We start from the raw sequence: 26,134 nt of genomic DNA, 5'->3' as shown, positions 1-26,134 counted from the left end.
ACCGGGGCTTTTTTTGTTTTTCTATGTGGCTTGTTTTAAAGGCCGAGGCCTGGGTTTGCTGCACCTTTCAGGATTTGGCTCAAGAAGCCGTAATCCTTACCGCCCGTCCGGGTTTCACGGGTGACGATATCGACGATCTTGCCGTCTTCCAGCGAGTAGTTGCCCATGTCTCTCACATAGCCGTCTTCATCGAAGTAAACTGCGACGACGCGTTGCTCGACGATATCGGGAGCCAGGAAGGCGGTCGTGGCTGTTTTTTGCGAAATGTAATAGTAGGCATCGCCATCAAGGCTGGACGTGGTGGACGGAGAACCCAGCACCAGTTCGACCTGTTCACGGCTTGAGCCGACCTGAACCTGACTCATCATATTCGATGTTATCACATGGCCATGTGTATAGGTTGAGGTAAAACAGCCGCCCAGAGGCAGGGTTGCCATCAGGGGAAGAAACAGGGCGCAGGCCTTGAAGTTCATCGATGAATTCCCATAACGCCAGATCATACCGGCTGCATTTCAATTTCGTTGCTTGGCAAAGTCACTATCGTGGGATAGGGCACAAGGCAACACCTTTAATCTTGAGGAGACCGCCATGATACTCGGCCTGTTCCGCCGAAGAACCCGTGATGCGGAGCACAAAACCTACTGTGAAATCGTGGCTCAAGCGCGGCAGCCGGTGTTTTATTCAGAGTTTCTTGTACCTGACACGATTGACGGACGTTTTGACCTAATCGTGCTTCATGCTGTGCTTTATTTCCGCCGTATGCAGGGAGAAGGCAAGAAAGTGGCTGAATTTACTCAGGAAGTCTTCGATCTCTTCTTTCAGGATATGGACGGTTCTTTGCGGGAAATGGGGGTCAGCGATACCCGGGTTCCCAAGAAAGTCCGAAAGATGGGGGAGGCTTTTTATGGCCGTGCCGATGCTTATATGTCTGCGATCGACACTGAAAATGTAGAAAAACTGGCTTTAGCTCTTGGACGGAATATTTTTCCTGAAAACGAGGAACCGATTGCTCAGGAGCGTTTGGCCCGATATGTGATCGGCGCCGCAGCAAGTTTGGCCTCGCAAGCAACGGACGATCTCATCAAGGGAGAAATCTCCTGGCCGGATGCGGAACGTTTTCTTGATCCGGATAACAAGAATTCCTGAAACGAACTCGGGACATAAAAATGGCGACCGAAACATTCCCATATACGTTTAAAGTCAATGCTGCGCAGGTGGTTGATAAGGACCAAAGGACCGAAGTGGTGCCCGGCGAACGGGACCTTGCAGCGATTGCAAAGGCCTATGAACTAGACGGCATCGATAGTCTAAAAGCGGATCTTCTGCTGAAACCTTACCGAAAAGCAGGCCTGCGCGTTGTTGGTTCGATTAAGGCAAGCGTAAGACGGACCTGTGTTGTCTCGCTGGAACCCTTCGTTCAAGAGTTTAAGCTGGACATCGATCGAACCTTCGAACCACACTCGAGTCGGCCGCGTAAGATCAAAGATCTCAACGAAGACGGTGAGATCGAAATTGATCTAGAGTCTCTGGATCCGCCCGATGTCATCACGGACGGAGTTTTGGACCTGGGGGCTGTGATATGCGAAGAATTGGCACTGACAATTGATCCTTTCCCGCGTAAACCCGGCGTTGAGTTCGAAGGGGGAGACAGTGATGCGGTTGTGGAGAGCGCGGAAGGCGAACAAAAGCCGTCGCCCTTTGCTGCTTTAGGAGCCTTGAAGGAGCCGTCGGAGAAATAATCTGTTTGGTGCTATCCCGCTATGCCGGGGCGAAATCCCACGGATATTTTCGTGCACGTGGAGCGCAGAAGTTAGGAAAACGGTTGTCACCTCAGCCAAAACCTTTATGTTCGCGCCCGGTTCGAGACCCGTTGGGATCGGTTTAACATCTGGGAGAGCGAGGCGGTCAACGTCTTGCCGGTAAACGTCTAAAGACTTTGTATGGCGAAAACGATTCCAATTTCACTTGATGTCATGGGCGGCGACTACGGCGCAGAAGTCGTGATCCCAGGCGCTGAAATAGCGCTTGTCCGCCATCCGGACATCCGTTTCTTGCTCTATGGCAATGAAAACGTTGTCCGCCCGTTGCTGGACAAATACCCGCGGGTGCGGGACGCCTCAGTCTTGCACCATTGCGAAGTGTCCATCGCCATGGACACAAAGCCGAGCCAAGCGCTGCGCCAAGGCCGCTGGAAGTCCAGTATGTGGAAGTCCATTGAAGCAGTGAAAACCGGTGATGCCGCTGTGTCTGTTTCTGCTGGCAATACCGGTGCGCTCATGGCCATGTCCAAGTTCTGCTTGCGTACCATGGCCAACATCGAACGCCCGGCGATTGCCGCGATCTGGCCGACGCTTCGGGGCGAGTCCGTAGTGCTTGATGTCGGGGCGACCATCGGCGCCGATGCGCAGCAGCTGATCGACTTTGCTATTTTGGGCGGTGCGATGGCGCGCGCGCTGTTTGGCGTTCAAAAGCCGACCGTCGGCTTGCTGAACATTGGCGTTGAAGAGGTCAAAGGCCTGGAAGAAGTCCGCACAGCGGGGCGCCTCTTGCGCGAAACGCCTTTGCGCAAGTTAGACTATGCCGGATTTGTCGAAGGCAACGATCTTGGTGCTGGCACCGTTGACGTTGTTGTCACCGAAGGTTTTGCCGGCAATATCGCGCTAAAGACGGCGGAAGGCACAGCTAAACAGATCGGTAGTTATTTGCGGTCTTCCATGAACCGGACCTTCATGTCGAAGCTGGGCTACCTTTTTGCTAAGGGTGCATTTGATCTTCTGCGTGAGAAAATGGACCCGCGGAAAGTCAATGGCGGCGTGTTCCTTGGCCTCAACGGCATTGTGATCAAGAGCCATGGCGGTACCGACGCGGAAGGCTTCGCATCGGCTATTGATTTGGCCTACGACATGGTGAAAAACGAATTGACCCATAAGATCGCTCAGGATCTTGTGCATTATCATCGCGGGCGCTTCGCCGAAGCCGCGCCGACATCGGAAGGTAATCAGTGAGCGTGATCCGTTCAATCGTAACCGGTACCGGGAGCTATCTGCCGGAAAAAGTCCTTAGTAACAGCGATCTGGCCCAAATGGTCGACACCTCCGATGAGTGGATAGTTCAGCGGACGGGGATCGAACAGCGTCATGTGGCAGCTGAAGGGCAGGTGACGTCAGATCTGGCTGTTGAAGCTGCTTTGCGGGCTTTGGAAAGCGCCGGACGGACCGCAGGTGATATCGATACGATCATTCTGGCGACCGCCACGCCGGACAACACCTTTCCGGCAACCGCTGTGTCGGTTCAGGCACGTCTCGGCATCACACATGGTTTTGCCTTTGACGTACACGCAGTGTGCTCCGGTTTTGTCTACGCATTGACCACGGCCGATGCCTATATCCGCTCTGGCTTGTCCAAGCGGTGCCTGGTGATTGGGGCCGAAACCTTTTCGCGGATCTTGGATTGGAACGACCGGACAACCTGCGTTCTGTTTGGCGATGGCGCCGGTGCCGTTGTTGTAGAGGCTGCCGAAGGGGCAGGGACAAACGCCGACACAGGCATTCTGACATCACATCTTCGTTCGGATGGCCGTCATAAGGACAAGCTCTTTGTCGATGGCGGTCCGTCGTCGACCCAGACCGTTGGGTATTTGCGCATGGAAGGCAAGGAAGTCTTCAAACATGCGGTCGGCATGATCACAGATGTGATCGAAGATGCCTATAAGGCGACAGGGCTAACGTCTGAGGATCTCACCTGGTTCATTCCGCATCAGGCGAACAAACGCATTATCGATGCCAGTGCCAAGAAGCTGAAAATCGCTCCGGAAAAAGTCGTGACCACGGTTCAAAAACACGGCAATACCTCTGCAGCGTCGATTCCCTTGGCGCTGGACTTGGCCGTTCGCGACGGACGTGTCAAAAAAGACAATCTCATCATGTTGGAAGCGATGGGCGGCGGATTTACCTGGGGTTCGGTGCTGTTGCGCTGGTAGTTATTTCTGCCGAGCGGTTAAACAAATCGTATTGGTATGAAGAGTTCCTGTTGACCGGCTCCCTTTCAGGCAATACCGTAAGGCCCTGCTGCGGAGTTTCTGTGTAATATCAGCCAGATCAATGGCGTTCCTGAGGAGGGGTTATGGGCAACCGGACTATTACCCGTGCGGATCTGTGTGAAGCCGTTTATCAGAAGGTGGGGCTTTCCCGGACCGAATCTTCTGAATTGGTAGAGCGTGTACTTTCTGAAATTTCAGACTGTCTTGTTACCGGAGAATCGGTAAAATTATCGAGTTTCGGGTCGTTTGTTGTGCGCTCCAAAGGGGAGCGCATTGGACGCAATCCGAAAACCGGCGAAGAGGTTCCGATCTCGCCCCGCCGGGTGATGGTGTTCAAACCATCCAATGTATTGAAACAACGGATTAATGACGCTCTGACCGGCAACTAACAGGTGGCATGAGTTCACAGGATAAAAGCCCGGACGCCTTTCGAACGATCAGCGAAGTCGCTGAGGACCTGGATTTACCGCAGCATGTGCTGCGGTTCTGGGAAACCCGCTTCTCGCAGATCAAACCGCTCAAACGCGGCGGCGGGCGGCGCTATTACCGTCCCGATGACGTCGAGCTGTTACGAGGCATCCGTCATCTGCTTTATGGTGAAGGCTATACCATCAAAGGTGTGCAGCGGATCCTGAAGGAACAGGGGCCGCGCGTTGTCATGCAGATCTGGCGGGACGATGTCAGTCCCCAGGCCGATCACATGCCGGACACCTTGCCAGAGACACCACCAGCGGCCCGCAAAGAAGATGTTGCCGAAGTTGCGGCAGCCTCGGCCTATGAGACCTTGCCGGACGGGGTTTTGGCGGAAGTTTCGGAAAAAACACCGGCGGCGTCATCCGGTGGCGGTTTGAATATTCTGGGGCGGCTGCGCGGTGAAAAACCGGAACCTGCCAAAACAGACACAAACTCTGCGATCTCCAAGGACGATATCCGTCGCCTTCAGGCGACCTTGTTCGAGCTCCTGGAATGCAAGCGCACGCTCGACCGGGCACGGTAGGAAAAAGCTGCAAATCGCTTGAAACCAAAAACACCGCCCGAAAAGGGCGGCGTTTTTGGTTCTTGTCTAAGTTTTGCGGTCACTTCAGTCCCATGCAGGACGCATAAAAGGTTGTGGTTGCAGGCCAGTCGGAGAAGATGCCGACAACTCCGGCCTCTTTCGCCAGGACATCCACAACCTCATAGACCTTACCATCGCTGTCTATTGCGTCCTTGACCGTCTGGAAGTACCAGCCACCGCCGTTGCTGAGCGGACCGGAGCGTTCCAGGGTCCATGCAATCAGCTTGAGCCCGGCCGCGTTGGCAGCCTTTGCGTAGGCTGATGGCGCGATCTTCCCTTCCTCCATCGTGAGCAAAACCCAGAGCGGCGGAGCAAGGTAATTGACGCCCATCTCCTTCAACTCGGCCATGGTAGGCGACAAGTTCTCCGGAGCCATTGGGTCAAACCCGGATTGGCGCAGCCGGCCTTCGAGATAGACAGCCTGTTTGCCAAACTCTGGCTCGTTTTTGATCCAATAAAGCACGTCATTGAGATTGAAAGACTGCGGAAATACGTCTGCTGCCGGAATACCTGCGGCCTTGTACTCATCAATCAGCTTTTGCGCGTAGTCTTCCTGCGAAAATCCCTCATAAGGCATCTCCACGGAAGGTGACTTCAGCTCAGGCGTGAATTTGACACCTAAATCGCGAAACAGGACGATGGTGTCTTTGTGGGTCATCAAGGAGCCCTTGGTGGCATAAAGATCGGTCCGCCAACCCGCAGTGCCGTCCATGAAGTCTTCTGCAGTTGTGGCTTTTTTGTCGGCCGCATCCATCTTGCCGTTGAGGGTTTTGAACTCGGCAAGCGTCACATCCGAGGCGCGGCATTCGGCTGAGGCCGGTGTTTCACCAATCGCCGCCTTAAAGCCTCTGGTGCACTTGGCCGCCAGATCTGTCGCCAGGATGTTGGTTGTGGTGTGCAGGTCATTCTGAGCGTGCCGGCAAACCAATTCCTTGTCTTTGGTAAAGGTGACGTCACACTCAACGATACCAGCACCCATCCGGGCCGCGGCCTTGTAGCTTTCTCTTGTATGTTCAGGGAACTGTAGTGCAGCGCCGCGGTGGCCAATGGAAAACTCAGTGCTTTTCAAAGGCTGGCCAATACAGGCGCTGAGCTTGTCTTTTAGCGGGCCGTCATCCATCTGGTCGATGAGATAATAGGGACGGGGGCCAAGCTCAATCGTGACGGCGAATGCGGAGGTCGCCAAACCGGTAAAGGCTACTGCAGCAGCCATTTTGAATATAAGCATCGGTATCAGGTTCTCCCTAAGTCGGCCGCTGGAGTTTCACAAGATTATAGCAGTTGGACAATTGGCCAGATTATGCTGGCGACCATCGAGTTTTCAAAGCTTCCGGCCCTCTGACGGATAAGCCGCGCTTGTAGCGGACATCATCTGCGGCAAGTTCAATCTTTGAAAACCGGCGCAGCAATGTAGAAAAGATAATGTCCATATCGAGCCGGGCAAGGTGGTTGCCGAGGCAGAAATGCGCGCCGCGGCCAAAGGCAATGTGCCAGTTGGGCGAACGGCCAACATCAAACTTGTCCGCGTCTGGAAATTGTTTGGGATCGCGGTTGGCCGAGCCATAGAGCACGCCGAACTTGGTGCCGCGCGGAAACTTTTGGCCGCAGACTTCCATATCTTGGCTGACATACCGGTGGAAGAACGGCAGGGGTGATTCAAAGCGGAACATTTCCTGGACAGCCGTCTTCATCAGGCTTTGATCGTCCCGCAACCGCTGCATCTGATCCGGGAATTTCAATAAGGCATGCATGCCGCTGCCCAGAACGTCAATGGTCGAGCCGTGGCCGGCCATCAAGATCAGCATGGCAGTCGATATGAATTCGTCCTCGTTCATATGTCCGGCCTTCTGCGCTTCGATCATCACCGAGATCAGATCGTCTTTCGGCGCGGCCTCACGCTGGCGCTTCAGGTCCGACAAGTAGTGATAGAACTCGGTGGTGTTGCGCTCAGCCAGATCCTTGCGCTCATCGGACCGGTCGATGTCGAAAAACTGGACAATGTTTTCAGACCAGATCCGTAGCTGGGGACAGTCTTCGTCCGGCACACCCAATATACGGCCGATGATATGGCCGGGCACATGGGCAGCGAGATCCTCAATGAAGTCGATTTCCGTCCGGTCGGCAAGGCCGTCAATCAGACTGTCGACATAGGCCTGAATCTCGTCCCGGAGCTTGTTGATCATGACCGGGGTGAACAGTCTGAAAACCTGTTTGCGGAGCCGGTCGTGCACCTCGCCGTCGCTGTCGAGCAGGGAAAACTGTACGAAACGGGAGTGGTGCGGCATGTCGTGCCAGTTGCCATCCCGTTTTTGGCGCGCAATTTCTTCAGGATCCGCAATATGCTCCATGGAGCGGACCATGTGTTCGCTCATGACTATTTCGGACACATCATCAAAGCGGGACGCGAGCCAGACGTCAAAATCCTCGAAATAGGTGAGCCCATCCTTGGCGCGAAGCGCTGCATAAAACGGATAGGGATCCTGGGCAAAAGCTTTGGACAACGGTGTGAAAGCAAGATCGGAAGTGTGGCTCATTCTGGGCTCATTGAATGGGGAAGAACGGACCGACCATCTCGGCGAATCGGTCTGAAGGCAATTTTCTCAAAAATACAAGTGAAAAGCAGTCTACGCCAGCCGGGAAGCGGGTTTTCCGCAGTTGGCTCTACCGAAAGAGGATAGCGGCTGGGGATTGTGAGGAAAGGATAGAATTGACAATGCGGATGCCCCAGTGGCCTCTCTTATGGTCCGCCAACACCTGCTACAGGCGCTGCATCAAAGGGCAGCGGAACTTCAGGGGGGCGAGCATGCATATGCCGGGGATTTTTCAAAAAGAATATCATGCGTTTCTCCTGGAAACGGGCTTTGACGACCCGGACCCTCAGAGCCTCTTGATGGATCTGGCGTCCCTCAGCATGGAGGTCTATTTGAGGGAAATCGCCTGGCTATCTGATTTTCTGGGGCGCCTGGAAAAGGCGCGGCAGGTGGCGTGACGAGCTGAGATCACTCCAGAAAGCCTATTGAAGGATTACGCTAACGGAATGTGACTCCTGTCACTGCAACTGGCGGCTGGATAGCGGACAGTGGCTCCGCATCATTTGACCTGGGGCGGTCATATACCAAACGTCAAGGTCCCGCAGAACCAATCATGCGGGCGACAGCATTGGAGCCGCCACCCATGTTTGAGCAGTACCGCAATCACGCCGGACAATACGCCGCCAACTACTACCGGTCGATGTTGGCCCACCAAAAATCCCTGGACCAATATGGAAACTATTTCGTCGCATCGAAAATCGGTGAGGCGGCTTTTTGGACAGCAGCCATGTCCTTGGTCGGCATGTGCCTGGCACCTCGGATTTTGACAAGTATTGCGAGTTGGAGAGCTGGAGCGGGAGCGTCCGCCGCCCAAGTCGAAGCTTATCAGGCTTCACATATTTACCAGGGGCTGAGCCGATGGGGTGCCGGGTTGTCCGTTGGAATAATTGACGAAATTCGGCAAAAGGGAATGGATGGCAAATTCAGTTCTGGTTGGGATCTTTTCTACAAATTTGTACTAATCACTGTCGTTTCCATGGCAGCAGTCCCTGGTGACAAAGTATCAACAGGCACCGCTGGCCGACTTGACAAGTGGAAGCTCAAGTACCCCCGGTGGTCAAATTTATGCGAGAAAATCAAGGATAAATTCCCAAAACTGCCGGGAGTATACAGAGCAAAGGACGCTAAAGATCTGAGTTTCCAGACAATTTTCTTGGGAACGGCTTTAGCAAGTAAATCAGTAAAGCCTATGACCGATAAGGCAGTTCTGGATGAAATTCTGAAGGAAGTTGACTTAGAAAGGCATGTGTTTGATCGAATGTTTGATGAACATGCTAGCAAATTTGCGTTTCAACTTTTTGAAATGGCTGTTGCTGCAGACCGTGCCATCCAAAAGGAGTATTCGACAAGGGATTTTGCCGAAAACGTCCCGAGATCGTTCAAGTGGTTCGACCGGCAGGGAAACACCCAAAACTACAACAAAGACATGAGAGCCTATATCACCTCCAGGACGCTGGCGCTGTTCTGGCAAAAGATTGAGGACAGGCTCATTCAGCTTTCGAATGCCTCCATGGCCGCCAAGAGCAAATACGCACACAAAGACCGGGCCCGGAAATAGTGGCCGGGGAAATCCCGGTACTTGGTGGATTGGTGACTGCTTCTGATCGCCTAAGTTGCCATTCTTCGTTTCAGTATTTCTGACAAGACATACTCGCGCAACTTTAAGTGGCTGGAATGGTCTCAATACTATTCAGTAATCGTCATTTGAAAACAGAGTATGTGTGCTCTGTGTTACAGTTAATTCGTGCGATTTTTCATAAAAGAGAGCGTGACGTAGATGACATGTGCCGCTCTCTGACCGGTTTATTCAGGTGAACCGGAAAGTCTTATTTGCGCATCGAACCGGATGTGGGAGACCGTTATGGCTGATTTGTATAAGGGAATGACAATCGACCGGGCTGCGATGGCGGCCATGGATTTGTGGATCACCAAATATGTCGGTCCTTTCTCCATTGCCTACAACAACGCATATAAGAAATTCAAAGCAACCATTGACGCTGATAAGGCGGCCGCTGCCAAAGCAAACGAACAGAAAGTGGCGCTGGCTTTACTTGCATTCAGCATCTGTGGTGGTTCCATTCTGACGGCGTGCATCGGAACTGCTTGCTTGAAAACCGCGACCGGTAAGGGTGCGCTTTCCATTCTCCATGGTCCAATTCTGGACTACATCGCCAAAAAAGACAGTATGCGCATGTACAATGCTGCGGAATTTGCCGGCAGCAACGCAACCTTGCACTTCATATTAGGGTCTGTTTACGACAAAATTTCTGGTGATCTCAATGCTGCGGCAAAAGCTGCCCTGACCGCAGGGGCGCTGGATTCCTCCGCGGAGAGCATCATCAAAGATCCGGACAATATGAAAACCAAACTCCAGATGCATGTGCGAAACTTGCGGCTTAAAATCCTGCTGGCCGCAACAGCAATCGACACCAGCAAACGAAGCGACAAAGAAAAGCAGGTTTTGCGAGAAGAACTAAAAAAAGCGCCCTATTTCAGAGCCATTCCAGACATTACCGCCCAGCAAAACAAATTGCAGGACAAAATCGAATTGTCGTTCTGGATGAACCACATCACCCAACAAGACAAGTTTGTCGTTTACACTGTCGAGCATGGCAAATACAGCTATCACGATACAGGCTCGACAAGCATGCCGATCAGCAAATCGCCGCGGGATCCAACCTATCCAAAACCAGAGGAAAAGGGACCATGGGCGTATGATCGATTTACAGAGCGATGGGGAATGGCACGCACCCAAGTGGAATACAATGACACCGGCGACTTGTCAGACGCGCGGATCAACACGTTGTACAAGGCGTATTTCAAAAAAGGCAATTTCTTTGACAACGCGGCAACGCTTTACGGCTACAGCGCGAAAAACGTCGATGGAACATCCATCAAACGGGCCGAGGACGCGCTGAAGAAGTTGCATACAGAGCTGAAGGTTCCGGCAACTGTCCGTTAGAGTCGCTGGTACGTTTTATGAGACGTCATATGTTGGGCTGCTTTCCGACAATTCGGCCGGGCAAGGCATGGCACTCATCGAAGCGGATCTGTGGGCAATGCCGTTAGCACCGACATCCCAGAAAATCGTCCTGCGGGGTAGGGCACATCAGTTCCTGCCTCGGAAAGCCCATGCGCATTTTGTCGAATTCGGCTGAAAAGCCACCATTTGCCCAGCACCATTTGCCATCGCCCAAAACGGTGTGGGAGGCATCGCAGGACCGGCCCAGATAGAGCGTTTCCTTTTCCCGGGTCACGGAAGAATTGACACCGGCTTCATGAAACCGGGTGACCGGATATTGGGACCGCAAAACATAGCCCGATGTGTTGCAGCTGATCGACCAGCTGTGATTGCTGCTGACATAATCAAAGTCTTCGGCCACTGCTGCAAGGGGCACCAAATGTACTGCTGCGGCCAGAACTGCAAAAAGAATGGTGTTCAAATTCATGCGTAAAACCTCCTGAATGCAGAAGACACTAAAACGCCTGATAATCCAAAGGCGACTAAAAAGTAGCGTGTATAACCCTGCACAACTTAGCCTCAAAGTATGGAACAGCAAGGCAAGGATTGTCCGATGCCTAAACAAGAGCGTCGAAAAAAGTTGTCGAATTATGTTTCTTGAACGAGCGGCGGATTAGGTTTCATGCCTATTTACGATTGTTTTGTGGTATGGCGCCGCTTTGCCAGCTCGCGGTAAAGCGCCTCTGGTGACACGCCGATTTCCGCGGCGATGTCCTTAATCTGTCTATCCGGATAAGAGCTGGAATTGACAGAAATCCAGAAATCGAAGCGATCAGATACCTTTTTCAGGCTGCGAACTTCCGTGTTCAAACGTGCCCTTTGAACGGAATGGGCTAGACTGGCCGCCCAGTTCTCAGCCCAGGCGCGGTTGGATGCCAGGCGGTCTTTGAATACGTTCGTTCCAAGCTGAGCAACTGTGGTCTGACTACGGGCAATCGCATCGCAGTGATAGACCTCTGAATAGACAGAGGCCTCGGCCAATACCGAGCCCTGACTGGCGCTAATCAGCACGATCTCATTTCCCGAAGGGGTGACCCGAACCAGATCGATCTGGCCGCCCTGTACCAAAAACACGTTCAAGATGTCATCGCCCGTATGAAAGAGGCGTTCGCCTTTTTCAAATGACTTCTGGACTGCATCCGCGAATACCTGTGAAAGCCAATCAGACATGATTGCTATCATATGTTCGGGCACACTTCCCGGGTAAACCTTGAAGATCGCTACAGGGAGCCCCCTCATGAAACATCTTTTGATGCTGCCTATCGTCCTGACACTTGTCATCAGCTCGAGCCTTGCCGAGACGGCAGCACACAGTCACGCAGAAAGGCATCAACATCAGATCCCAGATGAATTTGTGCCGAAAGAGCCAGGGCAGGGGGCCTTTGCCTCTGTTCAGGAAATCGTAGAGCTGTTGCTCTCCGATCCGCAAACGAATTGGGAGCGGGTAGATCTGGAGGCTCTCCGTATTCATTTGGCTGACATGGACAATGTCACACTCCATTCAAACGTTGCCATGGAATCCGTGGTTGACGGCGCTCGGTTCACGGTTACATCAAAACAGGACACTGTTCGCCAATCGATAAAGAACATGGTTCTTGCACACAGTCTCGAAATGTCCGGAACGTTCGGCTGGACCCTGAGCGCGGAAGGGATCCCGGAAGGCGCCGTATTGACGGTGACTGGACCCACTGAAGATGCGTCTAAGATCAAGGGCCTAGGTTTCATCGGGGTCATGACGCTTGGCATGCATCATCAAAGCCATCACCTCGCAATCGCACGTGGCGAAAATCCTCATTAGGCTGTGCGAACGTAATGTGAGCACAGCCGCTTGCTTTTTCGTAGTAAAATCGGATTAGCGCGGCGCACGTTGATGGAGTTCAAACCCGGTTTCCCGCATGGCTCCGAGGCTGCATTCAGGTTACTAGGGGCGCGATATCGAGCGCTGCAACACCGTGGCCGCAGCTCCTATCCGGATCACTGACCTTCATGATTTACGTCTTGTCGAAAACACTGCCGGTTATGAAGGTTCGTGCTTGGGTAAGGCCAGCAGGTAGAGCTGTATAAAAAAATTGAGTATGTCTGTTGACCTTCCAGCAACTGGAAGTCCCATTTGTGGAGCGCCAGTTAACTTCGCATCAGGCGCTTCTATGTCCTCGAAATACAAACTGTTTTTGTCCATCCCTGACGTGTCCAGTGTATCCGGCGATGGACGGAGCTACGCGGCGAAGCGAAACTGACTTAGGTCATGTTTGGATTTTTGAGCATTTGATTGACGAGCGAGCCGGAGAACTGACTTGATGCAACGGAAACTTCTGTTTTTGTTGTGCTTAGCTTTAATTGCCGCGGGCGGTTATTTCCTGTTTGGCAAGCGGTCCGGTGAACCTTCGGGTGAACAGGGGCAGGCGATGGTTAAGGTTGTCGTTCCGCCCCTAGACGGAACGACAAAACTCGGTGAGCGGGCTTACAACGAAAATTGTGCCAGTTGCCATGGCGCGAACGCTGCCGGACAGCAAGACATTGCTCCGCCACTCGTGCACAAGATTTACGAACCGAGCCATCATGCCGACGGTTCGTTTTTCCTCGCCGTCAAGCAGGGAGTTCGGGCACATCACTGGCAGTTTGGGAACATGCCCCCGGTCGAAGGATTGACCCGGCGGGACGTTGAGCTGATTGTTGCATATGTCCGTCTCGTTCAAAGAGCCAACGGAATTCAGTAAAGGTCCAATGAAGAGCGCTCTGCCAACATTCCTGAGTCAGTTTTTAATGTCAGTTGCAGTGCTGATGTTTTTGGTCGGTGGTGCCACGTTCAATCATCCGATGACAGGTCCCGACCATCATGGTCATGAGCATGCTGACACACTCGATCATCATCATGTCGACACCGATCAAGGAGATATCGAATTTGCTGATGCGCAAACAGTACATTGCGGCGCCAATCTGCTTGCTTTGACGTGCGAATTCGAACCGATTTCGCCCGCGTTCCCCAGCGATGTTGAAATCATAGATACGGGGCTGGTTTTGTTAAAATCCGGCGCGGTTGAACCTCCGCCCCCACGACACCTTTCCTAATCCCAGCGCAAAACGGTGGCTCAAGCCGCCATATATTCTGGTATAGGAAAGAGAAACCAATGAAACTGTCCGTATTTTTTCTTTCGGGAGCGCTTGTTGTTTCAGGCGTTGCTGCTGCTGTGGCGCATGGTGGCGCCACTGGAATTGTCAAAGAGCGCATGGACGCCATGGGGGCCATGGGTAAAGTCATGAAGTCACTCTCCGCAATGATGCGCGGTGAAACCGAGTATGACGCATCGGCCGTTCGCAATGGGGCAGAAATCCTTCAAAGCCACTCCGGCGAAGCGCTGACGAAGCAGTTTCCTGAAGGCAGCATTGAAGTGCCTTCAGAAGCCAAGCCCGAGATTTGGTCCAATTGGGAAGAGTTTTCCAGTATTTCCGGGCAACTGGAACTGTTCGCAACCGCTCTGGGAGAAGCCGCAGACAACGGACTTTCCAAACCGGCCGCCGGGGGCACTATGATGGGCCAAGGCACCATGATGGGGGATCCGTCGCATATGCAGGATCCCGAGCTCCTTGCGCAAATGCCGGTGCAGGGGCTCTTTAACATGACAGCGCAAACGTGCTCGGCCTGTCACACAAAGTTCCGCATCGAGAAAAAGTAGGCCCGTGCGGATCTGGCTTGTTGGCGCGTTCTCCGCTCTTGCGATAGCAGGAGCGGGGTTCGCCGGGCTGTATTACTGGCCCATTGGAAAACTGGTTGAGCTCGAAGCTGCGCAAGGCGATCCGCAGCGCGGCGCCTATCTCGCACGCATGTCGGGATGTATCGCGTGTCATACGAATTTTGGCGGTGGCGGAAAGCCGCTCGCAGGCGGGCTGAAACTGCCAACCGATTTTGGCACGTTTTATTCCCCGAACCTGACGACCGATCGGGAAAACGGTATTGGGGCCTGGACCGTGGAAGACTTTGCCAAGGCAGTCCGGCAAGGTGTGTCTCCGGACGGTGATCCTTATTACCCGTCTTTTCCTTATCCGTTTTACGCGAAGTTTTCAGATCAGGACGTTGCCGATTTATGGGCGGCATTTCAAACCGTTCCGCCGGTGGCCGAAGCCTCGAAGGCCCATGAAATGGTCCCGCCATTCAATATCCGGTCCGGCCTTAAGGTTTGGCGCGGTGTATTTCTCGATCCAGAACCCTTTCGGCGCGATCCGGACCGGAGCCAAGAGTGGAACCGTGGCAAATACATTGTTGAAGGTCCCGCTCACTGCGGAGCGTGTCACACGCCTCGAAATCTCCTTGGCGCCCGGCAGCCTGAGCTCAATTTGCACGGGGCAGACAAGTTACCAGACGGCGGCAAGTCGCCGCCTATCACTGCCTCATCTTTAAGGGAGAACGGCTGGACGGTAGGCTCGTTGTCCTACGCCTTGCAGACGGGGATAATGCCCAACGGCGACGTGTTTGGCAGCTCAATGGGGGAGGTCGTGCGGGATGGTACTGCGTTCTTGTCCGAAGATGACAGGAAGGCCATCGCGACTTATCTGTTGGAGAGAGGCGACTAACACCATGATCAGCAGATGAACTCTTAGAGCGCGTCGCAATTGATTGGGTTCATTTGACCGGGGGCACACTTGATTTCTGGCTAGGCGGTTTGCGTGCCGTGATGTGATTGCCATAAACACACACCAACGACGCCAGAGATCATATGTGCCCGGCCCTTTCCGGTCCAAATGTTTCAAATGGACCCAATTAGTTGCGATGCGCTCTAAGATATCGGCCCGGATTACAACTGCGGCTTTGCGGGCAGTTCCATGCTCCCTCTTGTCGCTTTGAATTTGTTTCACTTATGCTGAGGCTCCCATTGCGATGTTTCAGCCCCGAGGTCCGAATTGGAAGCATATGCTGAGAACTTCATGTCAGGCCTGCGTGATCGCGGTCAGATCGAACAAATGTTCGAGTTGCTTCCCGATATCTATTTCTACATCAAGGACCGGGAGTGCCGATGGGTCATGTGCAACCAGGCCTGCTTGCGCCTTTTGAACTTTCGGTATCAAGCCGAGGTGGTCGGGGCCACAGAGAAGGACTTCTTTCCTCCTAAAATCGCTGCATTGATCGAACAGGACGATCGAACTGTCATTGACACCAATCACCGTATTATCAATCGGACGGAACTCATCGTGGATGAATCCGGACACTTGACCTGGGTTTCGACCAACAAGGTTCCGCTTGCGGGTGCCGATGGCGAAATCAAGGGATTGATGGGAACCACGCGCGTCATCTCACGATCGGAACAATTGCCGGACGAGTACCAGCAATTCAGCAAGGTAATCGACTTCATTCAGGCAAATGTCGCTGAGAAAATCGACATCAAGGAACTGGCCAAAATCTCCTGCCTCTCGGACAGTCATTTCAGGAAGCGGTTTCGCATGCAGTTTCGCTTGTCGCCACAAGAGTTCATCCTGCGGACCCGACTTCAAGCAGCATCCAAGATGCTCATATCCACGGATGAGTCCATCATCAACGTGGCTCTGGCCTGCGGTTTCCGAGACCAAAGTTACTTCGCCAACCAATTCAAGAAATTCTTTGAACAATCGCCCAAGAGATATCGCGCAACCTGGGGTCAAAAATAATTTTCAATCAGGCGATAAGCGAATAATTACAAAAAATCACTCGCCTCACAAAAGCAGTCGACTGAACTATTTGCTAGGTTTTTGCAAAATTCACCCAACTACGGGACCTGGAATTTCGCACGACCATGGCTTTCTTCACTCACAAAAATCTGCAGGTTTCCTATGACCTGCATGGCGAGGGAAAAGATATTCTTTTCCTTCATGGTCTGGCAGCTGACAAAGCGCAGGTCAAAGCCTCTCTTGAAGGCTTGAACGGCTACCGCATCATCAGTCTAGATATGCCGGGACATGGCGAGACCAGGCTCTCAAATAGCAATTTTTCGGTGTCTGAAGTGGGTTTTAATGCGTATGCAGAGGTTGCGGGTGCACTTTTGCAGCATCTCGGTATCCGGAGAGTTGTCGCCGGAGGGATCTCGATGGGGGCTGGCATAGCCCTAAATCTGGCCCTATCGCATCCCGGATTGATCAGAGCTCTTCTTCTGGTCCGCCCTGCCTGGCTGGACCGCCCGGCGCGGCCGCACCTGAACATTCTGGAAGAGATTGGCAGCTGGCTAGACTTGCTTGGATTGGAAGACGCCGAAAAGCACTTGGAAACGCATCCAACGTTCAACTCCATAAAAGCGGAAAATCCAAATAGCGCATCCTCGATCAGAAACGTTCTTACGCGTCCCCAGGCCGTTGAAGCTGCTGGTGTCCTGAGAGCACTGATTGCGGATCAACCCTTTCAACGGATCGAAAAACTCGGTCGTCTTTCCATGCCTGCGCTTGTTATCGGAAACAACGCCGACCCGCTGCACCCTTCCAGAATTGCCCGCGAAATCCAGGGAGCCCTTGGCGAGGCAGTATATTTTCACGCGCCGCCCCGTTATCTCGCTCCTGATGAGCACCGTACGGCCGTTGTCGAAACAATCACCCGATTTCTCAGTCACGCGTTGCAGGCGGCAGACGCCTAAGCAGCTCACCCTTTGGAGGAGACAGCAATGATCACCAAACGCATTTCTACTGCGCAAATCCTCAGCAACCTACAAGCCAAGGTCGACCGGCGAGACCCGATCATGATCTCAAGTGCAGGGAGCGGCCTCGTTGCCAAACTTCTGGAACGTGCGGGATCGGACTGCATCAACACCTTCTCCGGAGCAAGGCTGCGTGCCAACGGGATGGGCACGATGTCTATGATGTGGCCAATCCTGGATTCCAACCGGCAGACACTGGATTACACAAGGGAAGACATCATGCCTGCCCTTGAGGGAAAGGCATTTGTCTGCGCCTGCCTGAACGCAAATGATCTGCTCAAGGACATGCGCATGGTGCTGGACGACTGCAAGCGGATGGGCGTCAACTCCGTGTCCAATATCGGTCCATCAATCAGTTACGTAGACAAGGATAGCGAAATTGGCCGCGTGATCCGAAGCGCCGGTATTTCGCTCGACAACGAAATCGAGATGCTGCGCCTTGCCCGGGAAGAAATGGACATGGTGAGTATCGGCCTAGCGTTCACTATGGAAGATGCACTTCAGATTGTGGAACAGGCCCGGCCACATGTATTTTGCTACCACGCGGGCACCACCAAGGGCGGCCTGACCGGTTACGACAAAGGCCTGACCATCCAGGAAACGGCTGACGAGACCGAAAAGGTCTACCAAGCGGCCCGGGCCATCGACCCTAACGTCATCCTCGTCGCTCATGGTGCGGCGATGGAGACACCCGAAGACGCTCAATTCATGCTCGACAACACCAGCGGTCATGGCTTTTGGACTGGCTCGTCCACGGAACGGCTTCCGATTGAGCGAGCCGTCAGTGCCGCTGCTGCGGAGTTCACCTCACTCAAGTTCAACAGCTAGGACGGAGGCGCGATCATGGGCAAGACGATCGCCATACTGGCAACTTTGGACACCAAGGGTGCAGAATGCGGCTACCTCAAGGGAGAGATTGAGCGCCTGGGCGCGTCGGTCCTGCTGCTCGACATGGGTGTCGTTGGTGACAGCGAAATTGAAGCTGATATTTCCAATTCAGAGATTGCTGAGAAGGGGGGGACACCGCTTACCAGTTTGAGGCAGGATCCGTCACGCGATCGCGCCGCAGAGGTGATGATCAAGGGGGCAAGCCACATTGTTCTCGATCTGATCAGCAATGGAAAAATCGACGGCATCATCAGCCTGGGTGGAACCCAGGGCACCAACAACTGCTGTCAGGTCATGCAAGCGCTCCCATACGGATTTCCGAAAGTCATGCTGTCGACCATGGCGTCGGGAGACACATCTGGTTATGTCGGGATAAAGGACATCACGATGATGTTCTCCGTCAGCGACATTCTTGGCCTGAACCCGTTTTTCCGCCGTATGTTGTCCAACGCGGCCGGGGCTGTGGTGGGTATGGCCGATGCGGATGCGGCAATCGCGTTTGATTCCAGCAAACCCGTCATCGGTATCACCAATCTTGGCGTTTTGACCAAGGGAACCATGCTGGCGATGGAGCTCTTTGCAGAGCGGGGCTTTGAGACCATCGTCTTCCACGCGGTCGGCCCCGGCGGCAGGGCCATGGAACAACTGATGCGGGACGGTTTCATCAGCGCGGTTTTCGACTATGCGCTGGGGGACATAACCGACGCCCTTTTCGGAGGGATCCGTGCTGCGGACAAGAACCGTCTGACAGTGGCCGGAGAGCTTGGTCTGCCCCAGGTTGTCGTGCCGGGTGGCGTCGATCACATCGGCATCGTTCTTGACGAACCGAATTCGGTGCCCGAGGCCTACAAGGACCGGCTATACAGCTACCACAATCCCGTCATTTTGGTTCCGCGCACGACGGGCCCTGAGCTTGTCCAGATCATGGAGGAGATCCGCGACCGTCTGGGGACTGCCAAATCGAACACGGTTTTCATGCTGCCCAAAATGGGGATCAGCAGCTACTCCGTTCCAGGAGGAGTGCTCTTTGATGCGGAGAGCGATGCCATTTTCCACGAAGCGGTCCGCGAGTTGCTGCCAAAACATATTCCGCTCATCGAAGTCGAGGCTGCAGCCGAGGACAGAGAGTTCGTTGAACGTGCTGTTGAAGAGCTCTCAAACCTAATCGAATCCAGCAAGGAACAATCGAAATGAAGAACTGCTGGAACGAAGATGAGGCCGCACGGGCTTCAAACGACCTTGAGTTGCGAGCCTATTCGTCCAGGCTGATAGGCAAGGATCCTGCTCTCGTTCTTCATGGCGGTGGCAACACGTCAGTGAAGTCGACCGAAGCCGATAGGTTCGGTGCCCAGCGGCCCGTCATCTGGGTAAAAGCAAGCGGGTTTGACCTTGGAACAATGGGGGCGGAAGGTTTCACCGCCCTGGACCTTGCCGGCGTCACACGATTGGCCGGGCTGGAGCGCCTCAGTGACCCCGACATGGTCAACGAAGTGGCACGGGCGCGGCTAGATAGCAATGCAGCAGCTGCCTCGATCGAGGGGATCGTTCATGCACTCATTCCGTTTAAATTTGTCGACCATTCCCACGCGGACGCCATTTTGACGATTTCAAACAGTCCTGAAGGTGCAGTAAGGTTTGCCGAAATCTATGGCGACCGGGTTCTGGTCCTACCCTACGTGAAACCCGGTTTCGATCTTGCACTGCAATTCCGTCAGCAGATCGCTGAAAAAGATCTCTCTCAATACGAAGCGGTCATTCTTGAACACCATGGGATCTTTACCTTCTCCGACAGTGCCCGCGACAGCTACAATGCGATGATCAAGGTTGTCGACGAGGCTGAACGGTATCTACTCGACAATTATGGCAGCCCACGGTTTTCCCGGCAAAGCAACGAAGACGCGGTTGAGATCGCGCGAATTCGACGCCTTGTCAGTGAATTAGCCGGTTTTCCTGTCATATCCCTTAAGTCGGCCAAGGTAGGTCAAGACAAGGCCAAGCGATATGGAACGCTGTTGAGAGGCGGCACGGTCACGCCTGAACATGTCATTCACAACAAGCCCTTTCCGGCTCTGCTCGGCGATGACCCCGAAGCCGGATTACTCAGTTTTCGTGACGAATATCGCGGCTATTTTGACCGCGCCGGCAATCATAGTTTGCAAATGTTGCCCCCTTACCCGCATTGGGCCATCAGCTCAGACGGTTATACGCGCAGCTTTGGCCGGGATCTGAAACGGGCTTCTATCAGCTCCGACGTTGCCGAAACATCTTTGAAGGCAATGTACTACGCTGACAAAATGGGAGGCTGGCAGGGATTGGGTGAAGAGGATCTGCGCGGCCTGGAATACTGGGAACTGGAACAGGCCAAGCTCAAGCGCCAGCCCCCTCCATCTGAATTGACTGGCAAGATTGCGATGGTTGCCGGAGCTGCTTCCGGCATTGGCTATGCCTGCGCCGAATTGCTTGCCGACAAAGGTGCAGTGGTCGTCGGTCTGGACATATCGCCGTCAATTCTTGACTCCATGAACCGCCCCGGTTTCGAAGGTCTGATCTGTGATCTGACTGACGAGGACAGCGTTACAGCAGCTTTTCAGCATACCGCAGAGACCTATGGCGGGCTCGACATTCTGGTAACCAGCGCAGGAATCTTTCGAACGGGCAACACCATCGAAACGCTGGAAGACGACAACTGGGACCAGTCGATGGCCATCAACCTGTCGGCCCATCGTAAGGTTCTCAAACAAGCGATTCCCTTCCTTCGACACGGCATTGAGCCCGCTGTTGTTTTCATTGCTTCGCGAAACGTGACTGCACCTGGGGCTGGTGCAGCCGCCTATTCAGTGTCCAAGGCTGGCTTGACCCAGTTGATGCGGGTGGCTGCCCTGGAACTTGCAGCAGACGGCATAACCGTCAATGCAGTGCATCCAGATGCAGTGTTTGATACGGGCCTCTGGACCGAACAGGCCCTTGCGACGTCCGCAGCGCGTTACGGATTGAGCATAGAAGAATACAAAACACGAAATCTCCTGAAGACTGAGATCACCTCGCGCGATGTTGCCCGTGCTGTTTCAGCATTTGTCGACGGAACGTTGCCGAAGACGACAGGGGCACAATTGCCCGTCGATGGCGGCAACGACCGTGTTATCTAGGTATCAGAAAGACCGATCTTGACCAGCGGACAGCAACAGCTCCACCTCGGCCTGGATGTGGGCACCTCCGGCATACGTGCGGTGGTTTCAGATAGAAAAGGTGTTTGCATTGCGGGTGCCGAGGATCGGTATCTCACCAGTGCCCAAAAGCAGTCACCAACGTCCTGGGTGTCCTTGTGCCTCTCGGTGCTCGAGCGATTGTCGAAGGATGTTGATCTGAAATCAATTACTGGCCTGGCCGTGGATGGACAATCCGGCACGGTCCTGCTGTGCGATGTGGCTGGTAATCCTCTGTCTCCAGCAAAATTCTATCACGAAGAGCCAAGTGAAGATGCCACGGACTTGCTTTCAAAAGCTCTTGGGACAGGGGTAGCCAGCCTGCCACCAACGCTCGGGCGTGTTGTCGATCTCTGGACCATGGACCGGCCATCAACGTTTCGCGTTACCCATCAGGCTGACTGGATTGCAGGACAGTTTTGCGGCCGTTTCGATTTCAGCGATGAAAACAACGCTCTCAAACTCGGTTATGACCCGGCAGCAAAGGAGTGGGTTTTCGACCCTGCTTGCTTGCCATTTTCTGCGCAAGCTCTTCCCGAAGTGCGCATTCCAGCGAGTCTGGCCGGAACACTTAGTGCCAGCATGGCGTCCAGAACTGGCTTGTCAGCAGCCTGCAGAGTCTACACCGGCACCACAGACGGAATGGCCGGCTTTCTTGCAGCAAGTGGCTTCGCCGATCTGAAACCCGGGACAGCCGTTACGTCCCTTGGAACCACAATGGTTCTCAAGGCGGTTTCTCCGTGTCGGGTAGATGCCGGTTCAAATGGTGTTTACAGCCACAAACTGTTCAACCACTGGGTGGCAGGAGGAGCAAGCAACAGTGGAGGAGGTGTGCTCTTGAAACACTTTACGCCAGATCAGCTGAAGAGGCTCTCCAAACAGATCGACCCGACGGTATCTTCTAAACTCGACTATTACCCGCTGACAACGAAGGGAGAAAGATTTCCTCTCTCCGATCCGGCACGAGAGAATAGCACGGATCCGCGGCCGAGCTGCGATGTCGCTTTCCTGGCGGGTTTGCTGGAATCGATCGCCCGGATTGAAAAGCAGGGTTATGACCTGTTAAGCAAAAAGGGCGTTCCCTATCCGGCTCAAGTCAGGACCGTTGGAGGGGGCAGCAAGAACCATGTCTGGAACCGCATTCGCGAACGTGTTCTGGGAGTGCCGGTTCTGACAGCTCATCATTCCGAAGCGGCCTACGGCGCAGCATTGCTGGCATCGCTTGGCGGGCGCGCGCGCTGATGGTTGCCGATTTCAGTAATCTTTTTGTTTCAGGATTGTCAGCGGTCGCTGATCAGTACGATTCCTTCGTGTTTGATCAGTTCGGTGTATTGCATAACGGCACTGAACTTTATCCCAGCGTGTTGCGTGTCCTCAACGAGTTGAAATCGTCCGGCAAGATCTCTCTAGTATTGACCAATAGCGGGCGAAGTGCGTCGGAAAATTATGACCGCCTGGAAAAACTGGGCCTGGCAGGACGTCTTTTCGACGGTGTGGTCACATCAGGAGACGCCGCTATCCAGGCAGTTCTGCCCGCTTACGTAGAAAACCACGGGCCGCGCTGTTTCAACATCACCAGTGCCAGTGCAGATCGTCTGAACGTGTCGAAAGTGCGCGGCCTTGTTCTCGTCGATACGCTGGAGGCGTGCGATTTCGTATATCTGTCCGGCATGTCTCCCGGCCTGAGCACCACATGGGAAAACGACCTTCTGCCGAACCTGGTTGCTAAGGGAACACCGCTTCTGTGCAGCAATCCGGACAACGTCGCCCCAGGTGCACACGGGCTGACAGTAAGCCCAGGAACGATTGCCCACGCCTATCGTGATCAAGGTGGCAACGTCCAATTGGTGGGCAAACCACATCCCCTGATCTACCAATGGGTTGACCGCCGATTGGCAGCTTTGGGCTGCAAGAATCCTTTGTTTATTGGCGATTCCTTTCATCATGACATTGTCGGTGCTGAGCGCGCCGGTTTCGACAGTCTGCTGGTTCTAACTGGCATCCATCACGCCGAATTCGAGCTGGGCGACTTCAATGTCAGCCTCGCAAAACTGCTGAGCGAAGGCGAGTTCGCACCTACCTGGGTTGCCGCAACACTCTGAGAGGTTGATGTGCAGAAAATTGATCCGGAATTCATCTCTTTATCCCGCAGGATCGGCGAGAACCCATTGTTCATACAAGGCGCCGGCGGCAACACCTCACTCAAGACCGGAACCGACAGGATGTGGGTTAAAGCATCCGGCAAATGGTTGGCGCAGGCCGAAGCCGGAGAAGTGTTTGTCCCGGTGAACCGAACCAGGATCAACGAACAGATCAGGGCCGGAATTGAGGATCCGTTGTCTGGGGCATCTTACAGTGATGATGTCTTAGGCCTGCGCCCCTCAATTGAAACAACATTGCACTCGCTGATGCCGCACGCAGTCGTTTTTCATACGCATTCGATCAATACCATCGTCCATGCAGTACAAAAAAAAGCCGAAAACATTTTGGTAGAGAAGCTCAAGGGGTTCGATTGGGCCTTTGTACCTTACTCCAAACCAGGTCTCCCCCTTACGCGTCTTGTCGCCGGTGTATTGTCGAAAAGAACCTGCAATATTTTAGTCATTCAAAATCATGGACTTGTCGTTGGAGGCGAGACGGTCCAGGAAACTCTGGCACTCATGCTGGAGCTGGAAGCAAGACTTATGACAACCGCTCGACCGGTGAAAAATGCCTGCTTCCCAACGCTAAACCAACTTTGCTCAGGCACTGGCTTTGTGGCTGCTGAGTGCAATCTCACACACCAACTTGCCCTCGATCCGCACGGTTTCGAATATGCGCGCATGGGGTCTCTCTATCCTGACCATGTCGTTTTTCTGGGAAAATCAGTCGCCGCCGTCGACACAAAGGACGAGTTGACCGCTTTCTTTGAAACATCGTCGGAAGACCCACTGTGGCCGAAAGCGGTGGCGCTGCGCTCGGCTGGTGTGTTTCACGACAAATCCTTGTCGGCAGGTGGCCAGGAGATGCTGAGAGCCTTGGCGAACACCGTGATCCGACTGCCGCTGTCAGCCTCCTTGAACTACCTCACAGCGGAAGAGGAACGGGAATTGGTTGACTGGGATGCCGAGAAATACCGGCAAGCACTGACCGGATTGTGAGAAATGCAATTCGCCATCTGGACTGCCTAACCCGACAAAAAAGCGAATAGTCATAAAAATACCTGCGCCGCGCAAAAGCATTTCCGACAAGAGTTGATACCGTTATCGCAACGTCATGCAGTTGTAACAGCGGGGTGCAGCCCGAAGATGTCAGAAAAATGCAGTGACATGTCCCATCAGGCTCATGGCTGGAAAACGGCAATCCCGGCAAACGATCTTGACGCGTTTGGCGCGTGGAGCCAGCGCAAGAAATTTCACGAATTTCGCCAAAATCTTCATGCCTCCAGCGGCCAGCGCAACCGGTGTACCCGCGAGCAAACGCGTACGTTGGGTCCAATGTCAAAGAACGCCTCTCATCAGATAACGCTCAATGAATTGCCACGATTGGATCTCCCATGTCGTCATTGAGGGTAACGGATCTCGTAAAGTACTTTGACGATGTGAGGGCGGTTGGCGGTTTGAACTTGGATGTTCAAAACGGCGAATTCTTTGCACTTCTGGGTCCAAGCGCAAGCGGTAAGACGACAACCTTTCGTACCATCTGCGGCATAGAACCTCCGACCTCCGGCACGATTGAGATCGACGGACGGGATGTGACCAACGCGGCAATGCGTGACCGCGATGTCACCATGGTTTTCCAAACCTTTGCGCTGTATCCGCACCTAACAGTGCGAGATAACCTCGCTTACCCTCTGCGTCAGCAAAAACTGGCCGCGTCTGAAGTGAACCGGCGAATTGACGAGATTGCAGAACTCCTGAGATTGGCGCATACGCTCGACCGCAAACCAGGAACGGCCAGCGGTGGTGAACAGCAACGCATCGCCATCGGTCGAGCACTCATTCGCCAGCCGCATCTGCTTCTGCTTGATGAACCACTCACCAACCTGGACGCCAAGCTTCGCCACGACACACGGGCAGAATTCAAGCGAATTCATCGTGAGCGCCAAATCACCATCGTTTACGCCACCCCAGATGAACTCGAAGCCTTGACCATGGGAGAGCGCATCGGGGTCTTGCGGGACGGACGTATCGCTCAGACCGGAACACCCGATGAGCTCTATGATCGTCCGGACAGCTCTTATGTTGCCGGCATGGTCGGTTCACCGCAAATGAACCTGATCGAAGCCAAACGGGGCGGCGAAGATAACCAACCGTCCGTTGTGACCGGATTTGGCGAATTCCGTGAAGCACCCTGGCGAAATCCCCTGACGGAATTTTCTGTCGGCGAGGAGCTGATTTTTGGAATTAGGCCCCATGAGATCAAACCGGTGACCAAGTCGCTGGCGGATGGAGGTTCGACATTTGACTGCAAGGTTCACCTGACGGAGCCGATCGGCGACCTGGTCATTCTCGACCTGATTGCCAATGGCAACCGGCTGAAAATGGTCCTGCCGGAAGAGCAGGCCATCGGCTACCCGCCGGGCGCTTCACTGACCTGCGGCTTCGATCTCGACACCACGCATGTATTTGCGAAGGAAACCGGAACGGTCATCAGGCAGCCGGTCCAGGAAAAACATAAGCCTAAACCCTAGAGAGGAACGTAT

The 26,134-nt window shown here is 53.8% G+C and carries 28 protein-coding genes; 23 read left to right on the top strand and 5 right to left on the bottom strand.

Annotated elements, in window-relative coordinates:
* Positions 1–35 precede the first annotated feature (35 nt).
* Positions 36–473, bottom strand: a complete 438-nt coding sequence (locus ACOOFE_RS16535; RefSeq protein ID WP_420411067.1) for an outer membrane protein assembly factor BamE — start codon at positions 471–473, stop codon at positions 36–38.
* A gap of 115 nt (positions 474–588) precedes the next feature.
* On the opposite strand from ACOOFE_RS16535, the gene ACOOFE_RS16530 reads away from it, so the two are divergent.
* The 6 genes from ACOOFE_RS16530 to ACOOFE_RS16505 all read left to right on the top strand — a co-directional run bounded on the left by ACOOFE_RS16530 (position 589) and on the right by ACOOFE_RS16505 (position 5,036).
* Positions 589–1,146 (top strand): ubiquinol-cytochrome C chaperone family protein, encoded by a 558-nt coding sequence (locus tag ACOOFE_RS16530; RefSeq protein ID WP_420411066.1) that lies wholly within the window; start codon positions 589–591, stop codon positions 1,144–1,146.
* Between the two features lie 20 nt (positions 1,147–1,166).
* Positions 1,167–1,739 carry a YceD family protein gene (locus ACOOFE_RS16525; protein ID WP_420411065.1) on the top strand — a complete coding sequence of 191 codons (573 nt, stop codon included), beginning with the start codon at positions 1,167–1,169 and terminating at the stop codon, positions 1,737–1,739.
* A gap of 201 nt (positions 1,740–1,940) precedes the next feature.
* Positions 1,941–3,005, top strand: coding sequence for a phosphate acyltransferase PlsX (gene plsX / locus ACOOFE_RS16520; protein ID WP_420411064.1), 1,065 nt, complete (start codon positions 1,941–1,943; stop codon positions 3,003–3,005).
* On the top strand, positions 3,002–3,979 hold the full coding sequence (locus tag ACOOFE_RS16515) for a beta-ketoacyl-ACP synthase III (RefSeq protein WP_420411063.1): 978 nt from the start codon (positions 3,002–3,004) through the stop codon (positions 3,977–3,979). Before plsX ends, ACOOFE_RS16515 begins: the two co-directional genes overlap by 4 nt.
* 143 nt (positions 3,980–4,122) lie before the next feature.
* Positions 4,123–4,428: an integration host factor subunit alpha gene (locus tag ACOOFE_RS16510; RefSeq protein WP_141187309.1), complete on the top strand. Its 306-nt coding sequence runs from the start codon at positions 4,123–4,125 to the stop codon at positions 4,426–4,428.
* A gap of 8 nt (positions 4,429–4,436) precedes the next feature.
* Positions 4,437–5,036 (top strand): MerR family transcriptional regulator, encoded by a 600-nt coding sequence (locus ACOOFE_RS16505; RefSeq protein ID WP_420411062.1) that lies wholly within the window; start codon positions 4,437–4,439, stop codon positions 5,034–5,036.
* 79 nt (positions 5,037–5,115) lie between these two features.
* Here ACOOFE_RS16505 and ACOOFE_RS16500 read toward each other — a convergent pair whose 3' ends face one another.
* Positions 5,116–6,309, bottom strand: a complete 1,194-nt coding sequence (locus ACOOFE_RS16500) for a glycerophosphodiester phosphodiesterase family protein (protein WP_420415596.1) — start codon at positions 6,307–6,309, stop codon at positions 5,116–5,118.
* 85 nt (positions 6,310–6,394) lie between these two features.
* Positions 6,395–7,630 carry a cytochrome P450 gene (locus ACOOFE_RS16495; protein WP_420411061.1) on the bottom strand — a complete coding sequence of 412 codons (1,236 nt, stop codon included), beginning with the start codon at positions 7,628–7,630 and terminating at the stop codon, positions 6,395–6,397.
* 275 nt (positions 7,631–7,905) lie between these two features.
* On the opposite strand from ACOOFE_RS16495, the gene ACOOFE_RS16490 reads away from it, so the two are divergent.
* From ACOOFE_RS16490 to ACOOFE_RS16480, 3 genes are all read left to right on the top strand, one after another.
* On the top strand, positions 7,906–8,085 hold the full coding sequence (locus ACOOFE_RS16490; RefSeq protein ID WP_420411060.1) for a hypothetical protein: 180 nt from the start codon (positions 7,906–7,908) through the stop codon (positions 8,083–8,085).
* Between the two features lie 185 nt (positions 8,086–8,270).
* Positions 8,271–9,245: a hypothetical protein gene (locus ACOOFE_RS16485; protein ID WP_420411059.1), complete on the top strand. Its 975-nt coding sequence runs from the start codon at positions 8,271–8,273 to the stop codon at positions 9,243–9,245.
* Between the two features lie 303 nt (positions 9,246–9,548).
* Positions 9,549–10,649, top strand: a complete 1,101-nt coding sequence (locus ACOOFE_RS16480; protein WP_420411058.1) for a hypothetical protein — start codon at positions 9,549–9,551, stop codon at positions 10,647–10,649.
* A 103-nt stretch (positions 10,650–10,752) separates the two neighbouring features.
* Here ACOOFE_RS16480 and ACOOFE_RS16475 read toward each other — a convergent pair whose 3' ends face one another.
* Entirely contained in the window at positions 10,753–11,136 is a 384-nt protein-coding gene (locus ACOOFE_RS16475) for a hypothetical protein (RefSeq protein WP_420411057.1), read from the bottom strand.
* 203 nt (positions 11,137–11,339) lie between these two features.
* Complete coding sequence (locus tag ACOOFE_RS16470) at positions 11,340–11,879, bottom strand: Crp/Fnr family transcriptional regulator (RefSeq protein ID WP_420411056.1); 540 nt, start codon at positions 11,877–11,879, stop codon at positions 11,340–11,342.
* Between the two features lie 67 nt (positions 11,880–11,946).
* Here ACOOFE_RS16470 and ACOOFE_RS16465 point away from each other — a divergent pair, with 67 nt between their 5' ends.
* The 14 genes from ACOOFE_RS16465 (at position 11,947) to ACOOFE_RS16400 (ending at position 26,122) form a co-directional block, all read left to right on the top strand.
* Entirely contained in the window at positions 11,947–12,507 is a 561-nt protein-coding gene (locus ACOOFE_RS16465; protein ID WP_420411055.1) for a hypothetical protein, read from the top strand.
* 499 nt (positions 12,508–13,006) lie between these two features.
* Positions 13,007–13,426 carry a c-type cytochrome gene (locus ACOOFE_RS16460; RefSeq protein ID WP_420411054.1) on the top strand — a complete coding sequence of 140 codons (420 nt, stop codon included), beginning with the start codon at positions 13,007–13,009 and terminating at the stop codon, positions 13,424–13,426.
* Between the two features lie 46 nt (positions 13,427–13,472).
* Positions 13,473–13,778 (top strand): hypothetical protein, encoded by a 306-nt coding sequence (locus ACOOFE_RS16455; RefSeq protein WP_420411053.1) that lies wholly within the window; start codon positions 13,473–13,475, stop codon positions 13,776–13,778.
* 59 nt (positions 13,779–13,837) lie between these two features.
* Positions 13,838–14,383, top strand: coding sequence for a c-type cytochrome (locus ACOOFE_RS16450; protein WP_420411052.1), 546 nt, complete (start codon positions 13,838–13,840; stop codon positions 14,381–14,383).
* A gap of 4 nt (positions 14,384–14,387) precedes the next feature.
* Entirely contained in the window at positions 14,388–15,278 is an 891-nt protein-coding gene (locus tag ACOOFE_RS16445) for a c-type cytochrome (protein ID WP_420411051.1), read from the top strand.
* 351 nt (positions 15,279–15,629) lie between these two features.
* Positions 15,630–16,346: an AraC family transcriptional regulator gene (locus ACOOFE_RS16440; RefSeq protein WP_141187295.1), complete on the top strand. Its 717-nt coding sequence runs from the start codon at positions 15,630–15,632 to the stop codon at positions 16,344–16,346.
* Positions 16,347–16,471: 125 nt separating this feature from the next.
* Positions 16,472–17,299: an alpha/beta fold hydrolase gene (locus ACOOFE_RS16435; RefSeq protein WP_420411050.1), complete on the top strand. Its 828-nt coding sequence runs from the start codon at positions 16,472–16,474 to the stop codon at positions 17,297–17,299.
* Positions 17,300–17,326: 27 nt separating this feature from the next.
* Positions 17,327–18,187: a phosphoenolpyruvate hydrolase family protein gene (locus tag ACOOFE_RS16430; protein WP_420411049.1), complete on the top strand. Its 861-nt coding sequence runs from the start codon at positions 17,327–17,329 to the stop codon at positions 18,185–18,187.
* A gap of 15 nt (positions 18,188–18,202) precedes the next feature.
* Positions 18,203–19,441 (top strand): Tm-1-like ATP-binding domain-containing protein, encoded by a 1,239-nt coding sequence (locus tag ACOOFE_RS16425; protein ID WP_420411048.1) that lies wholly within the window; start codon positions 18,203–18,205, stop codon positions 19,439–19,441.
* On the top strand, positions 19,438–21,393 hold the full coding sequence (locus tag ACOOFE_RS16420) for an SDR family oxidoreductase (RefSeq protein WP_420411047.1): 1,956 nt from the start codon (positions 19,438–19,440) through the stop codon (positions 21,391–21,393). Before ACOOFE_RS16425 ends, ACOOFE_RS16420 begins: the two co-directional genes overlap by 4 nt.
* Before the next feature lie 18 nt (positions 21,394–21,411).
* The gene (locus tag ACOOFE_RS16415) at positions 21,412–22,692 is read left to right on the top strand and encodes an FGGY-family carbohydrate kinase (protein ID WP_420411046.1); all 1,281 of its coding nucleotides are present in this window, start codon (positions 21,412–21,414) and stop codon (positions 22,690–22,692) included.
* On the top strand, positions 22,692–23,552 hold the full coding sequence (locus tag ACOOFE_RS16410) for a TIGR01459 family HAD-type hydrolase (protein WP_420411045.1): 861 nt from the start codon (positions 22,692–22,694) through the stop codon (positions 23,550–23,552). Before ACOOFE_RS16415 ends, ACOOFE_RS16410 begins: the two co-directional genes overlap by 1 nt.
* Before the next feature lie 9 nt (positions 23,553–23,561).
* A complete protein-coding gene (locus ACOOFE_RS16405; RefSeq protein ID WP_420411044.1) occupies positions 23,562–24,590 on the top strand; it encodes a class II aldolase/adducin family protein in 1,029 nt (342 codons plus the stop codon).
* Positions 24,591–24,985: 395 nt separating this feature from the next.
* The gene (locus ACOOFE_RS16400) at positions 24,986–26,122 is read left to right on the top strand and encodes an ABC transporter ATP-binding protein (RefSeq protein WP_420411043.1); all 1,137 of its coding nucleotides are present in this window, start codon (positions 24,986–24,988) and stop codon (positions 26,120–26,122) included.
* The last annotated feature ends 12 nt before the right edge of the window (positions 26,123–26,134 follow it).

Source organism: Roseibium sp. (assembly GCF_965216085.1).
GTDB lineage: Bacteria > Pseudomonadota > Alphaproteobacteria > Rhizobiales > Stappiaceae > Roseibium.
Note: the sequence above shows the minus strand (reverse complement) of the source record. Positions and strands in the feature narration are given on the sequence as shown.

Excerpts from the sequence above, each read along its gene's own strand:
- ACOOFE_RS16535 (WP_420411067.1), bottom strand. The coding sequence starts at position 473 with ATGAACTTCAAGGCCTGCGCCCTGTTTCTTCCCCTGATGGCAACCCTG.
- ACOOFE_RS16530 (WP_420411066.1), top strand. The coding sequence starts at position 589 with ATGATACTCGGCCTGTTCCGCCGAAGAACCCGTGATGCGGAGCACAAA.
- ACOOFE_RS16525 (WP_420411065.1), top strand. The coding sequence starts at position 1,167 with ATGGCGACCGAAACATTCCCATATACGTTTAAAGTCAATGCTGCGCAG.
- plsX (WP_420411064.1), top strand. The coding sequence starts at position 1,941 with ATGGCGAAAACGATTCCAATTTCACTTGATGTCATGGGCGGCGACTAC.
- ACOOFE_RS16510 (WP_141187309.1), top strand. The coding sequence starts at position 4,123 with ATGGGCAACCGGACTATTACCCGTGCGGATCTGTGTGAAGCCGTTTAT.
- ACOOFE_RS16505 (WP_420411062.1), top strand. The coding sequence starts at position 4,437 with ATGAGTTCACAGGATAAAAGCCCGGACGCCTTTCGAACGATCAGCGAA.
- ACOOFE_RS16500 (WP_420415596.1), bottom strand. The coding sequence starts at position 6,309 with ATGGCTGCTGCAGTAGCCTTTACCGGTTTGGCGACCTCCGCATTCGCC.
- ACOOFE_RS16495 (WP_420411061.1), bottom strand. The coding sequence starts at position 7,630 with ATGAGCCACACTTCCGATCTTGCTTTCACACCGTTGTCCAAAGCTTTT.
- ACOOFE_RS16490 (WP_420411060.1), top strand. The coding sequence starts at position 7,906 with ATGCCGGGGATTTTTCAAAAAGAATATCATGCGTTTCTCCTGGAAACG.
- ACOOFE_RS16485 (WP_420411059.1), top strand. The coding sequence starts at position 8,271 with ATGTTTGAGCAGTACCGCAATCACGCCGGACAATACGCCGCCAACTAC.
- ACOOFE_RS16480 (WP_420411058.1), top strand. The coding sequence starts at position 9,549 with ATGGCTGATTTGTATAAGGGAATGACAATCGACCGGGCTGCGATGGCG.
- ACOOFE_RS16475 (WP_420411057.1), bottom strand. The coding sequence starts at position 11,136 with ATGAATTTGAACACCATTCTTTTTGCAGTTCTGGCCGCAGCAGTACAT.
- ACOOFE_RS16470 (WP_420411056.1), bottom strand. The coding sequence starts at position 11,879 with ATGTCTGATTGGCTTTCACAGGTATTCGCGGATGCAGTCCAGAAGTCA.
- ACOOFE_RS16465 (WP_420411055.1), top strand. The coding sequence starts at position 11,947 with ATGAAACATCTTTTGATGCTGCCTATCGTCCTGACACTTGTCATCAGC.
- ACOOFE_RS16460 (WP_420411054.1), top strand. The coding sequence starts at position 13,007 with ATGCAACGGAAACTTCTGTTTTTGTTGTGCTTAGCTTTAATTGCCGCG.
- ACOOFE_RS16455 (WP_420411053.1), top strand. The coding sequence starts at position 13,473 with ATGTCAGTTGCAGTGCTGATGTTTTTGGTCGGTGGTGCCACGTTCAAT.
- ACOOFE_RS16450 (WP_420411052.1), top strand. The coding sequence starts at position 13,838 with ATGAAACTGTCCGTATTTTTTCTTTCGGGAGCGCTTGTTGTTTCAGGC.
- ACOOFE_RS16440 (WP_141187295.1), top strand. The coding sequence starts at position 15,630 with ATGTCAGGCCTGCGTGATCGCGGTCAGATCGAACAAATGTTCGAGTTG.
- ACOOFE_RS16435 (WP_420411050.1), top strand. The coding sequence starts at position 16,472 with ATGGCTTTCTTCACTCACAAAAATCTGCAGGTTTCCTATGACCTGCAT.
- ACOOFE_RS16430 (WP_420411049.1), top strand. The coding sequence starts at position 17,327 with ATGATCACCAAACGCATTTCTACTGCGCAAATCCTCAGCAACCTACAA.
- ACOOFE_RS16425 (WP_420411048.1), top strand. The coding sequence starts at position 18,203 with ATGGGCAAGACGATCGCCATACTGGCAACTTTGGACACCAAGGGTGCA.
- ACOOFE_RS16420 (WP_420411047.1), top strand. The coding sequence starts at position 19,438 with ATGAAGAACTGCTGGAACGAAGATGAGGCCGCACGGGCTTCAAACGAC.
- ACOOFE_RS16410 (WP_420411045.1), top strand. The coding sequence starts at position 22,692 with ATGGTTGCCGATTTCAGTAATCTTTTTGTTTCAGGATTGTCAGCGGTC.
- ACOOFE_RS16400 (WP_420411043.1), top strand. The coding sequence starts at position 24,986 with ATGTCGTCATTGAGGGTAACGGATCTCGTAAAGTACTTTGACGATGTG.